The sequence below is a fragment of the Nocardioides sp. GCM10028917 genome (assembly GCF_042666175.1).
GTDB lineage: Bacteria > Actinomycetota > Actinomycetes > Propionibacteriales > Nocardioidaceae > Nocardioides.
This window is the reverse complement of record NZ_JBHTFL010000013.1, coordinates 316,179-331,275: the sequence shown is the minus strand read 5'-3', so window position 1 is coordinate 331,275 and position 15,097 is coordinate 316,179. Positions and strand designations below refer to the sequence as shown.

Here is a 15,097-nt window from a genome sequence, read left to right as displayed (position 1 = left end):
GGGCGTGCTCCCGGCAGACGCAGTGCCACCCATCGTCGGTGCCGTGGTCGCCGGGATCGTCGTCGTCCTCACCGGGCCGGGCGGCGGCCCGGCACCCGCACCGACGCCCTCGGTGCCGGAGGAGATGGCGGGCTACTCGCACGTGACGGGGTCGGTGTCGTCCTCACCGCCGGGCCCGGTCGTGGCGATGTGGCAGCACGGCTACGGCGTCGAGCTCTTCGACCTCCCGCAGGCGGTCGTCCTGGGCGCGGGTGGCGACACCTACCGCCGCGTGGACGTCGCCGAGGAGCGGGCCGGCTCCGAGACCCAGGGCGACCCGGCACCGATGCTGCTCTCGCCCGACGGCACCCGCGTGGCGGTCGGTGACCACGACACCGAGCGGCCCGACGTGGTCGTCGTCGAGCTGACCACCGGGGGGACGACGTCGTACGAGCTCCCCGCGGGACGCAGCGTCGTGCCGCTGGCGTGGTCCGCCGACGGCGACGGCCTGGCGAGCCTCGTCTCCGACGAGGCCACGAGCCCCTACTCCGGCGGTCGGATCACCGGCGACGTCGCCCTGCTCGACCTCCCCGAGGACTCCGCCGAGGTCCTGGAGCTCGACGGCTCCGCCACCGCAGCAGCCTTCTCCCCCGACGGCGCCGCGCTCGCCATCGAGCAGTCCGGCGGCGTCACGGTCGTGGACCTGCAGAACGGGGGCTCGCGCAGCCTCGAGGTCGACGGTGTGCTCGCCGGCCCCGCGGCCTGGTCGCCCGACGGCCGGCTGCTCGCCGTCACCAGCGTGGAGCCGTCCATCGCGCCGGCCGGCCTCGACGCCCCGGGCACCCCGACCGGACTGACGTTCGTCGACCCGAGCGGGCAGGGGCGCGCGGTGCCCGACCCGGTGCGGCTCCCGCTGACCGGACCGGGCCGCGTGCTGGGCTGGGCAGGGTCCGGCGAGGTCCTCGCCGTGCTCGCGGTGGACGGGACAGACGCCCAGGTCCTCTCCGGGGTGCCGCTCGACGGCAGCCGGCCGCGCGCGCTCATGCGGATGGACGACCTCGGCTCCTACGGCGTCGGCCGCTTCCAGCTCGCCTCGTCGGTCGCCGGCTCCCTCGAGGTCGTCGACCCCGACGGCGTGGACCGCGGCCCCTGGCCCTGGGCGCTCCGCGGCGTGCTGGCGGTCGCGGCAGGCCTCCTGGCCTGGTACGTGGCGCGCGTCGCGGTGCGCCGCCGGCGCTCCTAGACCTGCTCCTGGACCTGCTCCCGGACCGCACGGGTCCGCGGGCCCGCCCGGACGATCCGACGCACCTCGTCGACGTCGAGGTCGTACGGTCCGACGCGGGTCAGCACCCACGACGCCCCGCGGTCCGTCCACACGTCGGGGTCCTGGTCGGGCTGCAGGTCGACGACCACGTCGAAACCGGGCCCCGGACCGTGGGCGGCGAGGTCCGCGGTGACGGTGTCGAGGTCGGCGGGCCCGTCCAGACCGATGACGAAGAAGCCGTCGTACGACGCCGCCCGCCGCAGCGGAGCCCGGTTGCCGTAGCGGCCGGCGAGCCAGAGAGGCACCCGCGGCGCCGGACGGAACCGGACGTCGCGCGCGGCGTGGTGCTCACCCTCGAGGTCCACGGCCTCACCGCTCAGCAGGCCGGTCAGGACCGCGAGTCCCTCGTCCAGCATCCGGCCGCGCACCTTCGGGTCCGCCTCGTCGCCGAAGGCGCTGAACTCGCCCACCCAGTCGTCGCCGAGCCCGAGGCCCAGCACGAAGCGGCCACCGGACAGGACGGCCAGGCTGGCGGCCTGCCGGGCCAGCACCTGCGGTCGGCGGCGCGGCAGCGGGGTGACCATCGGCCCGAACAGCAGCCGCTCGGTGCGCATGGCGACCGCCGCGCAGCAGGTCCAGGGATCGGCGATCGCCGCCACCCGGTCGCCGTACAGCAGGTGGTCCCAGACGAAGAAGCCGTCCCAGCCGGCCGCCTCCGCCTCGGCGGCGAGGTCGCCGATGATCCTCGGGTCGGCCAGGGCGTCGAAGGGCGCGACGAAGAGGCCGCGGTGCGTGGTCATGACGCCATTCGAGCACGCGGCTCGTGGGCGACCGTCAGTCCGCGTGACCCTCCGGGTCCTCCTCGGGCTCGAAGGTGCTGCCCTCGTCGCTCATCCCGACCTCGGCCCCCACGGGTTCCTGCTCGTGGTCCGTGCTGTGGTCCGTGCCGTCCTGGCGTCGTCCGGCGTCGGACTCGTTCGACGGGTTGCTCATGGGTGGGCCTCCTAGCCTCTGCGACGCCGTACCCGCCTCGCGTGCCGTGGATGCGCCCGCCCAGCCGCCGAGCCACGACGCGAGGGTGACGTCCTCGGTCCAGGCATGGAGGGACGTGGCGAGCGACGGTCCCGCGGGAGCCAGGTCGGGGCGACCCCACCGCGCGGCGCGGCGCAGGAGGCGCAGGTCCTGCAGGGCGGCTCGGCCGTCGCCGATCGCACGAGACGCCGCGGAGCCGTCGAGGCCGTCCAGGAGGGCGAGCCAGGCCCCGGCGTCACCGAAGAGGCCCCGGCGCACCTCGAGGTGCAGCCGCGCCGCGGCAGGCAGGTCCGCGTCGGCTGCGACCACCCGCGGGTCGGTGCCCACCAGGTCGCGGTGCCGCGCGGAGAGGCGTACGACGGCTCGCGGCAGCGCGGCCAGCAGCGAGTCGACCGTGACGAGCAGCTCGGCGTCGGCCAGGTCCGGGGCGCAGGTGACGACGACGTCGACCGGACCGCGTGCCAGGCCCCGCCACGTCGTGCTCGGCGCCGACGTGCGATCGGCGACGGCCACGGTCTCGGCCAGTCGTGCGCCCGCGTCGTGCTCCCGCGCGCCCGCGTCGGGGCCGTCGTGCCAGGCGACGGCATCGGGCCGGTGCGCCAGCAGGCCGCCGGCGGTCCACGACCGGTGGGCGAAGTCCCAGTCCTCCCCGCCGTAGGCGCGGAAGGTCTCGTCGAAGCCGCCGACCTCGTCGTACCACCACCGGCTGCAGGCCAGGACCGCGGTGATGACGAAGCGGTGGCTGCTGGCGTCGGCGTCGAGCAGGTCGCGGCTGGCGGCATATGCGTCGCGCAGCCAGGCGGGATCGGTCAGCTCGAGCGGCGGCGCGACCTGCTCGATCGGCTGCTCCGGCGAGGTGCCCGCGAGGTCGGCGTGTCGGCGGCGACCCACGACCAGGGCCTCGGGCAGGGCCTCGGGGAGGGCGACCATGCGCTCCACGAATGCGGGCTCGGGAGCGGTGTCGGCGTCCAGGAGCACCAGCAGCTCGCCGGTGCTGGCGGCAGCGCCGAGGTTGCGCGCGGCAGCCGCCCGGAAGCCCTCGTCGTGCTGCCGCACGAGCCGCACGCCGGCCGGCACCGTGGGCGCGCGTCGCGACCCGTCGTCGGCGACGACGACCTCGTCCGGCGGGCGCGTCTGGCGGCGCAGGGCCGCGAGCGTGCGGTCGAGCTGGTCCTGCTGCTCGAAGTGGGTGACCACCACCGACACCCGCCGGCGGCGGGCGGCGTCGGGCGCGAGGTCCCAGCGGTTGCCCGGCACCGAGGTGCCGTAGGGCGGGGCGGTCAACCGACCGTCGCCCACCACGCCCGGTAGGCGGCTGCCGTGTCCTCGAGCCGCGGCCCGAGGTCGGCGGCGGGTGAGGTCCAGGTCGAGGTCGGTCGGCGCAGCGCGGCGTCGAGGCACGGCACCAGGCTGGCGTCGTCGAAGAGGGTGAGGGTGCCGGGGCGGAGTGCCGCCATCTCCCGGGCGTAGGCGCCGTCGCGCACGAGGGGCCGCCGCCCCGCGGCGATCCACGAGTTGAGGCTCCCGGACGCGGACACGTTGCGGTGCGCCGTCACGCCGACCGCGACGCCGCGCAGGGCGCTGACCAGCTCGTCCTCCGGCACCCGGCCGGTGACCTCCACGGGCACGCCGCGGTCCCGGCTCGTCCGCACCAGCGCCTCGACCTCGTCGGCGTGGCCCGGGGCGGCGTCACCGAGGACGCGGACGGACGCCATCGTCCCGGCGCGGCGCAGCGCGGCCACCGCGCGCACCACCTGCCGGTGGCCCTTGCCGGGGTAGACGAATCCGAAGACGCCGACCACCGGCGCCGTCGCGACGGCTCCGACGGTCGGACGGCCGGACGGACCGGGCTGTCGGTCGAGGCCCGCCGGGACAGGCACCGGCAGCGGGATGACGGTCCCGCGCGCCCCCGACGCGCTCCACCGGTCGACGAGGGCGTGCTCGTGCCACGAGTTGGTCGCCCACGCGTGGCTCGCGCGCACGATCCGGCCGTACGCCGCGGCGCGGGCCGCGAAGACGGGTCCGTCGGTCGGCTGCGGGACGTCGTGCAGCGTGACCGTCAGGCGCACACGCCGGGCGAGCTGCTCGACCGCCGTCGCCGCGTCGACAGGGTCGCGGCCCAGCAGCCGGTCGGTCAGGTGCAGGTGGACCGGTGCTCCCGGCGCCAGCTCGGCGACATCACGGACGACGGGTGCGCGCGCAGCGTCCGCCACCTCGCCGGCGTACCGGGTGACCCCGTGCGTGTCGGGCCCGAGCAGCAGGTGGTGGGGCGCCGTGGGATCGGCGTCGCGGAGGTGGGGGGCCGGCCTGAGCACGCGCTCATCCTGCCGAGGTTGGACAGACCCGACCTCCCCCCTAGGCGTGCAGCTTCTTCTGGAAGTCACCCAGCCGAGCGACCGGCCGGAAGCCGATCGCCTCGTTGACCCCGATCATGTGGCGGTTGACCTCGGCGTTGTACGTCGTCAGCCTGGTGATGTCGGGACGCTCGCGCTGCAGCAGCCGGAGGTTGGCGACCTTGACCGCGACGCCGAGCCGGTGGCCGCGGTGCTCGCGGCGCACGAGCGTGCCCCACTGGTAGGCACGTCCGGGCTCGTGGACCGTCGTGGCGAGGTCGGAGTAGGCCACCACCTCCCCCGACGACGTCAGCGCGACGGTGTTGTACTTCGTCCGCCCCTGCCTGGCGGCGGTGTCCTCGCGCTCGCGGACGGCGGCGGTGCTGGCCGCCTCAGGCTCGAGCTCGAGGTCGCCGGTGGGGGCCTCGGTCGCGAGGACCGAGGTGATCTCGGCCCAGCCCTGCAGCAGGTCGTCGGGCACGCGGCCGCTCCAGGACCGCAGGACGTACGCCGGATGGGCTCGGGCCGCGTCGTCGGCGAGCCGGCCCAGCAGGTCGTCGTCCACCGGCAGCCGGAGCTCGCGCTGCACCTCCGACAGCGCGAGGTCGTAGCCGCGCGCCCGGGCGAACTCGGGCCCCGGGGCTCCCGCACCACCGGTCCCGGCGTCGTACGGCCACGACGAGAGACCGGTCAGCACCCGACGCCCGCGCGAGCGGGCCTCGTCCTCGAGCAGGGCCAGCAACGCCGAGCCGGTGCCGCCGCGGCGGTGCTCGGGCAGGACGTGGACGTCGAGCTCGGCCAGCTCGAGGTTGTCCAGCAGCGGCGTCCGCATCCAGCCCGCTCCGACCGTCACCCCGTCGGCGACGGCCGACCAGGCGCCCGACCAGCTGTGGCTCCCCACGCCCTGCATCGTGACCCGCAGCTCCTCCAGCTGCCACGGCGTCGCCACCTCACCGAGCTCGTGCTTCGTCGAGGTCACGTAGACGTGGTGCCAGGCCGCGAAGGCCGTGTCGTCGCTCGGGTCGACCGGATCGATGCGCAGGCTCATCGGGCTCGCGACACCCGGCCCTCGTCCCAGACCGGGCCGTCGGGCTCGTAGACCTCGCCGTCGGCGCCGTAGACCAGGAAGCGGTCGAAGCCCCGGGCGAACCACCGGTCGTGCGTCACCGCGAGCACCGTGCCGTCGAAGGCCTCGAGCCCGGCCTCCAGCGCCTCCGCGGACTGCACGTCGAGGTTGTCGGTCGGCTCGTCGAGGAGCAGGAGCGTCGCCCCCGACAGCTCGAGGAGCAGGATCTGGAACCGCGCCTGCTGCCCACCGCTGAGGGACTCGAACTTCTGCTCGCCCGCGTGTGCCAGCTCGTAGCGGTCCAGCACCCGGCTGGCCGCCTCGCGTCCCATCCCGTCGCGGTGGTCGTCGCCGCGGTGGAGGATCTCGAGCAGGGTGCGACCGACCAGCTCCGGGTGCTCGTGCGTCTGCACGAACCAGCCCGGCCGGACCCGCGCGCCCAGCTTGGCGCTGCCGGTGTGCGCGACCGGGGCGGGAGGTACGCCGACGGGCTGGTGCTCGACGTCGGGGTCGCTGCCGCCGGCAGCGAGGAGCCGCAGGAAGTGGGACTTGCCGGACCCGTTGGAGCCGAGCACCGCCACCCGTTCGCCGTACCAGACCTCGAGGTCGAACGGCTTCATCAGGTTGGTCAGCTCGAGGTCGGTGCACACGACCGCACGCTTGCCAGTGCGCCCACCCTTGAGGCGCATCTTCACCTGCTGCTCGCGCGGCTGCTCGGTGGGCGGCCCGGCGTCCTCGAACTTCTTCAACCGGGTCTGGGCCGCCTGGTAGCGGCTGGCCATGTCGGAGTTGTAGGCCGCCTTCTGCTTGTACATCAGCATCTGCGCGCGCAGCTTGGCGTATTCCTCGTCCCAGCGGCGGCGCAGCTCCTCGAAGCGCTCGAACCGCTCGGCGCGCGCCTCGTGGTAGCTCGCGAAGCCACCGGGGTGGGTCCACACCAGGTTGCCCGCGCTGCCGAGCTCGACCGTCACGATCCGGGTGGCGGTGTTGTTGAGCAGCTCGCGGTCGTGGCTGATGAAGAGGATCGTCTTGGGCGACTCGCGGATCCGCTCCTCGAGCCAGATCTTGCCCGGCACGTCGAGGTAGTTGTCCGGCTCGTCGAGCAGCAGCACCTGGTCGGGGCCCTGCAGCAGGTACTCCAGCACGAGCCGCTTCTGCTCGCCGCCGGACAGCGTGGTGAGCGCGCGGTAGCGGGCCCGGTCGTAGGGCATCCCCATCGCGGCGGTGGTCACCTTGTCCCAGACCACCTCGAGGTCGTAGCCCCCGACGTCGCCGTAGTGACCCAGCGCCTCGGCGTACGCCATCTGCACCGGCTCGCTGTCGTCGTCCATCAGCCGTAGCTCCTGGGCCGCCACCTCCTCGGACCACCGGCGTACGTCGGCCGGCGCCACCGACAGCAGCAGGTCGGCGACCGTCTCGTCGGCTCCTCCGTGGCCGACGAACTGCCGCATCACGCCCAGGCCGCCCGAGCGGGTCACGACGCCCGCGTGCGGCTTGAGGTCGCCGGTGACGATCCGCAGCAGGGTGGTCTTGCCCGCGCCGTTGGCGCCGACCAGCGCGACCTTCTGCCCGTCGCCGACCCGGAAGCTGACGTCGTCGAGCAGCACCCGCCCGTCCGGCAGCTCGTAGCGCACCCCGGCGACATCCACGTGACCCACGCGAGGATTGTCGCAAGCCACCCCGCGGTTCGTCGCCTGGATAACCGACAGTGCGGTGCTGGTGATGTACCAGGTGCACCAGGATCACCGCACTGGGCTCGTGCCAGGACCCAGCACCTCCCACGCCACTGGTCCAGACCATCGACGTAAGGTGCGTGCCCATGGCGAGTCCCTCGACGACCGAGCAGTCCACCGTCCCCCGCTGGAAGATCGTCGGCCCCGGCCTGGTGGTCGCGGCCACCGGCGTCGGCGCCGCCGACCTGGTGGCGACCCTCATCGCGGGGCAGAAGTTCGGCTACACGCTGCTGTGGTGCGTGGTCGTCGGCTGCATCATGAAGATCGTCCTCGTCGAGGGTGCCGGTCGCTACTCGCTGGCGACCGGGAGGACGATCTTCGAGGGCTGGCGCTCGCTGGGCGCCTGGACGACCTGGTACTTCGCGCCCTACATCGTGGTCTGGGGCTTCGTCTACGGCGCCGCCGCCATGGCCGGCACCGGACTCGCGCTCACCGGCCTCGTCGGCGGCCTGTCCACGACGTGGTGGGGCATCCTGTCCGGCCTCCTCGGGCTGGTGCTCGTCTGGACCGGCCGCTACAGCGTCTTCGAGAAGGTGCTCGCCGCCCTCGTCGGCATCATGTTCGTCACGATGGTCGGCGCCGCACTGCTGACGCTGCCCAACCTCGGCGAGCTGCTCACCGGCCTCGCTCCGCGCATCCCCGAGGACGGACTGGTCAACACGCTCGCCCTGGCCGGCGGCGTCGGCGGCACGATCACCCTGGCGGCGTACGGCTACTGGCTGCGCGAGAAGGGCTGGGACACCCCGCGCTACATGCGCGTCATGCGGATCGACAACTCGGTCGCCTACGTCGTCACCGGCATCTTCGTGCTCGCCACCCTCGTCGTCGGCGCCGAGCTGCTCTACTCCACCAGCGTCGCCATCGAGAGCGGCGACCAGGGCCTCGTCGACCTCGGCGTCGTGCTGCAGGACCGCTACGGCGAGTGGGCCGGCAAGCTCTTCCTCGTCGGCTTCTGGGCCGCCGCGATGTCGTCGCTGGTGGGCGTGTGGAACGGCGTCAGCCTGATGTTCGCCGACTTCATGACCAACGTGACGAAGGGCGACGCGGCAGACGCCCGCGCCGGCGGGAAGTGGTACCGCGTCTACATCCTGTGGCTGACGTTCCCGCCGATGGTGATGATGTTCCTCGGCAAGCCCGTCTGGCTGATCCTCGCCTACGGGGTGCTCGGCGCCTTCTTCATGCCCTTCCTGGCGGTCACCCTGCTGTGGCTGCTCAACACCGACCGCACGCCCGCCGAGTGGCGCAACAAGCTGCACTCGAACGTGCTGATGGCCCTCTGCGCCCTGGCGTTCATCGCCCTGTGCATCAACGAGGTCCGCAAGGCCGTCGACGGAGCATGACGCTCATGACCCGGTGGGGTGCCTGACCCAGACGTTGGGCTCGACGTACGTCGCGGTGCCGTGCTCGGCGTCGCACATCACCGGCGCGAGCGCTCCGGGTACGACGACGGGGCCGGTCGTGTCGAACGGCAGCCCGGTCCACTCGCGCCACTCCCCGACGGTGCCCGGGATGACCATCGAGCGCGGCGCCACCCGGTCGATGCGTCCGCCGGCCCGGACGTGGACGCGCAGCCACGGGTCGACGGGCAGGCCGTCGTCGCGGGTGCGGGCGGCGTAGTCCGCCATCGGCTCGTGCACGTCGGTCTTGCCGTTGGGCCGCACCGGCGCCAGCAGTTCCGAGAAGCCGAGGCGACCCGCGTTGTCGCGCAGCGCCGCGACGATCCGCCCGGACAGGCCGGAGCCCTGCAGGCCCGGCTCGATCGCGATCTCGACGGCGCTGACGGCGTCGGGCTCCTCGCCCCACAGCTCGGTCAGCAGGCCGCTGCGGATGGCGTGGTCCCAACCGGCGTCGGGCAGCTCGCCCTCGGGGAGCTGGAACGGCACCGAGTGCGCCTTGGCGACCATCCGGCCCGACTCGTCGAGGCAGACCAGGACGTACTCGCGGAAGTGCTCGAGCGAGGCGTAGTAGCCGTTGCCGATGGGGTCGTGCTTCATGAACTCCGGCCACGACGTCTCCATGTCCCAGAAGGTGTCCATGAGGTCGGGCCGCTCGGCGAGGGTGAAGAGCTCGAGGTCCATGGCGTCATCCTGACCGAGCCGGACGACGGGCGCCCGCGGTTTTCAGAGGCGCTCGGCGACGCGGCGCGCCGCGATCTGCAGGACCTCCCAAGTGGTCGCGAACGGCGGGGCGTAGGACAGGTCCATCCAGGCGAGGTCGTCGACGGAGCCGCCCGCCCAGAGCACGGCGGCCGCGGTGTCGATCCGCTTGCCGGCGCCGTGCCCGCCGACGACCTGCACGCCGAGGAGCCGCCGCGACCCGCGGTCGGCCATCACCCAGATCGCGATCGGCTCGGCCTCGGGCATGTAGCCGGCGGCGGTCGTGCCGTCGGTGACCAGCGCCACCGGGTCGAGCCCGGCGGCCTCCGCGTCGGCGCGGGACAGGCCCGTGCGGGCGATCTCGAGGTGGACCCCACCCGAGGAGAAGCGGGTGATCGACGTGTCGACCATCCCGTCGAACGAGAGGTCGCCCCCGGCCAGGCTGTCGCCGAGGGCCCGGCCGTGCTTGGCGGCGTGGGTGCCGAGGGGTCGGAAGACCCACTGGTCGTCGATCCGGCGGCGCACCTCGCAGCAGTCCCCTGCGGCCCACACGTGGTCGGCCACCCGGCCGTGCGGGTCGGGCCGCAGTGCGCCGTCGTCGGTCATCTCCAGGCCGCTCCCCGCGAGGAAGTCGGTCGCCGGCCGCACGCCGATCGCCACCACGACCAGGTCGGCCTCCCGCGAGCCACCCTCCCAGCGCACGCCGGTCACCCGGTCGCCGTCGAGCTCGAGACCCGTGACCTCGGCGCCCAGCACCAGCTCGACGCCGGCGTCGACGAGGCCGGTGTTGACCCGCTCGGACATCTCGTCCTCGAGCATCCCCATGCCGCGCGTGCGGGTCAGGACGGTGACGCCGAAGCCCTGGTCGAGCACCGCCTCGGCGACCTCGACGCCCACGTAGCCGGCGCCCACGACCACCACGTGCGCGCCCGGTCCGACGCGGGCGAAGCTGCGCACCCACGCCGCCCCGTCGTCGAGGGTCTTGACCACGCCCACCCCCTCGTACGTCGTCCCGTCGGGGCGCCTGGCCCAGTCGGGCACCACCGCGGGGGCGCCGGTCGCGACCACCAGGTCGTCGTACTCCACCACGTCGCCGGCAGCCGTCGTCACCGTGCGGGCCGTGAGGTCCGCCGCGACGACCTCGGTGTGGAGCCGCAGGTCGATCCCGGCCTTCCGGTGCTCCTCGGCCGTGCGGGCCACGAGGTCGTCGCCGCTGCCCACGTCCCCGGCCATCCAGTACGGGAGCCCGCAGGCGCTGTAGGACGTGTGGCCGCTCGCCTCGAGGGCCGTGACGGACAACGCCTCGCCCCTGCGCGCGGCCGTGCGGAGCGCCTGGTGGGCCGCCCCCATGCCGACGGCGTCCGCGCCGACGACGACGACGCGGCGCCCGGGGCGCTCGCTCACGCCTCGGTCTGCTTCGCCCAGAGGTTCACGCCCGAGTCCACAGCGAACCGGTCGATCTCGGTGAGCTCGGCCTCGGTCAGCGGCGGCGCCTCGAGCGCGTCGAGGTTGGTGTCGAGCTGCTCGACGCTGGACGCGCCGATCACCGCGCTCGTCACCCGGTCGTCGCGGAGCACCCACTGCAGCGCCAGCTGGGCGAGCTTCTGGCCGCGCCCCTCGGCGATGGCGTTGAGGGACCGCACGCGCTCGAGCGTCTCGTCGTCGAACCCCGCGATCGTCGAGTCGTCGCGGGCCGCCCGTGAGTCGGCCGGGACGCCGTCGAGGTAGCGGTCGGTGAGGAGGCCCTGGGCGAGCGCGGTGAAGACGATGCAGCCCATCCCCTGCTCCTCGAGCTCGTCGAGCAGCCCGCCCTCGATCCAGCGGTTGAGCATCGAGTAGGACGGCTGGTGGATCAGCAGCGGCGTGCCGAGCTCGCGCGCGATCGTGGCCGCCTCGTGCGTCCGCTCCGGGGAGTAGGAGGAGATGCCCGCATAGAGCGCGCGACCCGAGCGCACCGCCGTGTCGAGCGCCGTCATCGTCTCCTCGACGGGCGTCTCGGGGTCGAACCGGTGGCTGTAGAAGATGTCGACGTAGTCGAGGCCCATCCGGGCCAGCGACTGGTCGAGCGAGGCGAGCACGTACTTCCGCGAGCCGCCGCCCTGCCCGTAGGGCCCCGGCCACATGTCGTAGCCCGCCTTGGTGGAGATCACCAGCTCGTCGCGGTAGGGCGCGAAGTCGTCGGCGAGGTAGCGGCCGACGTTCTCCTCCGCCCGACCGTAGGGCGGGCCGTAGTTGTTGGCGAGGTCGAAGTGGGTGACGCCGCGGTCGAACGCCCGGCGCAGGATCGCGCGCTGGGTCTCCTCGGGCCGGTCGGTGCCGAAGTTCTGCCACAGGCCGATGGACAGCGCCGGCAGCTTCAATCCGCTGCGGCCGGTCCTCCGGTAGTGCATCCCGGTGGTCTCGTCGTACCTGTCGGGGGCTGCGTCGTAGGCCATGCCGCACATCCTGCCCGGTCCGCGGTCGGGGGCGCCCCCGGGGCAGACCGGGGTTGTACCTGATCGACGGTGATGGTGCAGGTGGGATTCACTGGGCGCATGACCTCCTCGTTGCGCGGCACCGCCTTCAAGCTCGCGCTCTCGACCGCGCGGCGGGTTCCGTACGTGCGCCGGGTGCCGTCGAGCATCCGGTTCCCGCTCCAGCGCGACGGGGTCGACCCCGTCGCCCGGCTCGCCAGGACGCGCGAACGCGGCGAGGTGGTGCGCCTCGCGAGCCTGTTGGGCACCCGCGTCTGGCTGGTCACGGGGTACGACGCCGCGCGGGCCGTGCTGGCCGACTCGGCGTCGTTCGCCAACGACGTGCGCGACATCATCGGCCGTCAGGACCGGGCCCCCGCCGAGCGGATCGGTGGGCTCGGCATGACCGACCAGCCCGACCACGGACGCCTCCGTGGCGTGCTCACGCCCTACTTCACGAGACGCCGGCTGGCCGACCTCCAGGACGACATCGACCGCGTCGTCGAGGCGGCGCTCGACGACATGGCCGCGCACGGACCGGAGGTCGACCTGGCGGCGCGCTTCGGCTTCGCGGTGCCCTTCGGCGTCATCTGCGACCTGCTCGGCATGCCCGAGGTCGACCGCGACGAGTTCCGGCGCCACGGCGCGGCCCGCTTCGACCTGCGGGACGGGGGCGCAGGCCTCTTCGACACCGCCGCCGGCACCCGGCAGTTCCTCATCGACCTGGTCGCCTCGGAGCGCCGCAGTCCGCACCTGCCCGACGGGCTGGTGGCCCGGATGGTCGCCGACCACGGCGCCGACTTCGACGACGTCGAGCTGGGCGGCCTGGCCGACGGCGTCTTCCTCGGCGGCTACGAGACCAGCGCCAGCATGCTCTCCCTCGGCACCTGGGTGCTGCTCCAGCACCCGGCCGCCTGGGACGCGCTGCGTCGCGGCGAGCCCGCAGACGTCGACCGGGTGGTCGAGGAGCTGCTGCGCTTCGTGTGCCCGGTACAGATGGCGTTCCCCCGGATCGCGCGCCACGAGGTCAGCGTCGGCGACCAGGTCGTCCAGCAGGGCGACATCGTCCTCGTCTCGCTGACCGGTGCCGAGCGAGACCCTGCCCACCGCGTCGACCCCGAGCAGTTCGACCCGACCTCCGCCGTCGCCGGCACCCTGGCCTTCGGCCACGGGATGCACCGCTGCGTCGGCGCCGAGCTGGCCCGCATGGAGCTGCGCACCGCGCTCGTCGCCCTCGCCCGCCGCTTCCCGGACCTGGCGCTCGCCTGCGACCCCGCCGACCTGCGGTTCACCGAGCTCGCCGTCGTCCACGGCGTGGAGGCGCTGCCCGTCCGGCTCGGCTGAGGCCCACCACGTCCTGCGTACGGTGGAACGGTGCCAGGACGAGCGGTCGCCCTCCTCGCCGCGGCCGTGGTCGCGGTGGTCTCCGGCTGCTCGGGCGAGGGCAGCCAGCCGTCCGGCGAGGGCTCGACGCAGGCACCGCGCGAGCGGCGTACGACGAGCGTCCCCACCGAGACCCCCACCGAGACCACGAGTCCGCCCGGCCCGAGTGGGTCCGCCTCGCCCACCGAGGAGCCCACCGAGGAGCCCACCGAGGAGCCCGCAGAGGATCCGGTGGCGGTCCCCGAGCCGCGGCGCTCCTTCGTCACGATCCCGGCGATCGGCCTGCGCGACTTCCCGGTCGTGCGCTACCGCGGGACGCCCGACGACGCCCCCGGGACCGCGCTGCAGAACGCCGGCGAGATGGCCTCGCCGCGTGGACCGAGCGGCGGCACCCGACCCGGTGAGGTCGGCAACTACATCGTGACCGGGCACCGGCTGACCGGGACCGCTCCCCTGCGCTACTCGCCGTCGCTGTCGAAGGGGGACCGGATCCAGGTGCGCACGGGCGACACGGTGTTCGTCTACGAGGTCCGGCGCACCCGCTGGACGTCGTTCCGGCAGCCGGCCTCGCTCCGCGCGCAGCGGGCCCCGGTGCCGGGCCGACCGGGCGAGACGGCCACGCAGCCGATGATCACCCTCTCCACCTGCGCGACCCTCGAGGACCATGCCAACGGCAACTACTGGTCCGACGAGTTCGACAACCCCGAGCACCGGATCGACAAGATCGGCGTCCTGGTCGCGACCCGCCCCGCCTGACGAAACCCCGTTGCCCGCAACGGGCGGCCCGGGGTTGGATGCGGGTCATGCCCGACACGTCCCAGCTCAGCGCCAGGTGGCGCGACCCGGCCTTCCTGGCGGCCGCCCGGGCGTGGGTCGACGACCGGCTCGCCGAGCAGGGCCGCTCCGTCGTCGGCACGGTCGAGCAGCCGCACGTGACCGACTGGTCGACCGTCCTGCGGGTGCCGACGGACGAAGGACCGGTCTGGTTCAAGGCCAACGACGACGCGATGCGCCACGAGGCGGCCGTCACCGCACTGGTCGCGCCGCGCTCCGCGGGACGGGTGCCGATGCCGCTCGCCAGCGACCCGCGCACCGGGTGGCTGCTACTCGCGGACGCCGGGCCACGCCTGCGCGACGTGATCGTCGAGGAGCGGAGCCTGGAGCGCTGGCTCGACGTGCTGGAGGCGTACGCCCGGGTCCAGATCGCGTGCGAGGACGAGGTGGACGAGCTGCTCGCCGCCGGGCTGCCCGACCGCCGGCTGCCCACCCTGCCCGGGGCGTACGACGCCCTGCTCGCGCAGCTCGACAGTGCCGACCCGCGGCTGCCGGACGCCGACGCCATCGCCGACCTGTGCGACCGGCTGGCCGCCTTCGGGATCCGCGAGACCGTCCAGCACGACGACCTCCACGACGGGCAGGTCTTCCTCGGCGCGGGCGTGCACCAGGTGCTCGACTGGGGCGACGCGTGCGTCTCGCACCCCTTCTTCACCCTCGCGGTGACGCTGGAGGGCGTGATCGCGTGGGGCGTCGACGACGTGGAGGACTCCGAGGACCTCCGCCCGCACCTCGCGGCCTACCTCGGGCCGTACGCCGTCCACTACGGCACCACCGTCGCCCACCTGCGCGAGGCGGCCGCGATCGCGATGCGCCTGGGCTGGGTGTGCCGCGCGGTCAACGGGGCGCTGCCCCAGGACCCGGGCCAGACGCACACCCGGCTGAAGATGTTCCTCGACGGCAAGCCCTAGGCGGTGGCGCTCG

13 protein-coding genes are annotated in these 15,097 nt (G+C 74.0%); 5 read left to right on the top strand and 8 right to left on the bottom strand.

Translation table 11 applies throughout. From position 1 onward, the window contains the following. The first annotated feature begins 4 nt into the window (after positions 1-4). Positions 5-1,222, top strand: coding sequence for a WD40 repeat domain-containing protein (locus ACFQW6_RS21735; protein ID WP_378550563.1), 1,218 nt, complete (start codon positions 5-7; stop codon positions 1,220-1,222). Here the strand turns inward: ACFQW6_RS21735 and ACFQW6_RS21730 are convergent. The 5 genes from ACFQW6_RS21730 to ACFQW6_RS21710 all read right to left on the bottom strand — a co-directional run bounded on the left by ACFQW6_RS21730 (position 1,219) and on the right by ACFQW6_RS21710 (position 7,332). After that, positions 1,219-2,043: an LLM class flavin-dependent oxidoreductase gene (locus ACFQW6_RS21730; RefSeq protein ID WP_378550561.1), complete on the bottom strand. Its 825-nt coding sequence runs from the start codon at positions 2,041-2,043 to the stop codon at positions 1,219-1,221. The two genes, ACFQW6_RS21735 and ACFQW6_RS21730, sit on opposite strands and share 4 nt — an antisense overlap. A gap of 34 nt (positions 2,044-2,077) precedes the next feature. Further along, positions 2,078-3,472 (bottom strand): glycosyltransferase, encoded by a 1,395-nt coding sequence (locus ACFQW6_RS21725; protein WP_378550775.1) that lies wholly within the window; start codon positions 3,470-3,472, stop codon positions 2,078-2,080. Positions 3,473-3,555: 83 nt separating this feature from the next. After that, on the bottom strand, positions 3,556-4,590 hold the full coding sequence (locus ACFQW6_RS21720; protein WP_378550559.1) for a hypothetical protein: 1,035 nt from the start codon (positions 4,588-4,590) through the stop codon (positions 3,556-3,558). Between the two features lie 40 nt (positions 4,591-4,630). After that, positions 4,631-5,656 carry a GNAT family N-acetyltransferase gene (locus ACFQW6_RS21715; protein WP_378550556.1) on the bottom strand — a complete coding sequence of 342 codons (1,026 nt, stop codon included), beginning with the start codon at positions 5,654-5,656 and terminating at the stop codon, positions 4,631-4,633. Beyond that, complete coding sequence (locus tag ACFQW6_RS21710; RefSeq protein WP_378550554.1) at positions 5,653-7,332, bottom strand: ABC-F family ATP-binding cassette domain-containing protein; 1,680 nt, start codon at positions 7,330-7,332, stop codon at positions 5,653-5,655. Before ACFQW6_RS21710 ends, ACFQW6_RS21715 begins: the two co-directional genes overlap by 4 nt. A 161-nt stretch (positions 7,333-7,493) precedes the next feature. Between ACFQW6_RS21710 and ACFQW6_RS21705 the strand changes: the two genes are divergently transcribed. Continuing rightward, positions 7,494-8,747, top strand: a complete 1,254-nt coding sequence (locus ACFQW6_RS21705; protein ID WP_378550552.1) for an Nramp family divalent metal transporter — start codon at positions 7,494-7,496, stop codon at positions 8,745-8,747. Positions 8,748-8,750: 3 nt separating this feature from the next. Here the strand turns inward: ACFQW6_RS21705 and ACFQW6_RS21700 are convergent, their stop codons facing one another. The 3 genes from ACFQW6_RS21700 to mgrA are packed head-to-tail and all read right to left on the bottom strand — an operon-like array spanning position 8,751 to position 11,938. Next, complete coding sequence (locus tag ACFQW6_RS21700) at positions 8,751-9,485, bottom strand: N-acetyltransferase (protein ID WP_378550550.1); 735 nt, start codon at positions 9,483-9,485, stop codon at positions 8,751-8,753. A gap of 42 nt (positions 9,486-9,527) precedes the next feature. Then, positions 9,528-10,907 carry an FAD-dependent oxidoreductase gene (locus ACFQW6_RS21695; RefSeq protein WP_378550548.1) on the bottom strand — a complete coding sequence of 460 codons (1,380 nt, stop codon included), beginning with the start codon at positions 10,905-10,907 and terminating at the stop codon, positions 9,528-9,530. Beyond that, positions 10,904-11,938 (bottom strand): L-glyceraldehyde 3-phosphate reductase, encoded by a 1,035-nt coding sequence (gene mgrA, locus ACFQW6_RS21690; RefSeq protein WP_378550546.1) that lies wholly within the window; start codon positions 11,936-11,938, stop codon positions 10,904-10,906. The genes ACFQW6_RS21695 and mgrA overlap by 4 nt, the downstream gene beginning before the upstream one ends. 99 nt (positions 11,939-12,037) lie before the next feature. Here mgrA and ACFQW6_RS21685 point away from each other — a divergent pair, with 99 nt between their 5' ends. The 3 genes from ACFQW6_RS21685 to ACFQW6_RS21675 are packed head-to-tail and all read left to right on the top strand — an operon-like array spanning position 12,038 to position 15,084. Further along, the gene (locus ACFQW6_RS21685) at positions 12,038-13,300 is read left to right on the top strand and encodes a cytochrome P450 (protein WP_378550544.1); all 1,263 of its coding nucleotides are present in this window, start codon (positions 12,038-12,040) and stop codon (positions 13,298-13,300) included. A gap of 30 nt (positions 13,301-13,330) precedes the next feature. Next, a complete protein-coding gene (locus ACFQW6_RS21680) occupies positions 13,331-14,095 on the top strand; it encodes a class E sortase (RefSeq protein WP_378550542.1) in 765 nt (254 codons plus the stop codon). 47 nt (positions 14,096-14,142) lie between these two features. After that, positions 14,143-15,084: a phosphotransferase gene (locus ACFQW6_RS21675; RefSeq protein WP_378550540.1), complete on the top strand. Its 942-nt coding sequence runs from the start codon at positions 14,143-14,145 to the stop codon at positions 15,082-15,084. Positions 15,085-15,097 lie beyond the last annotated feature (13 nt).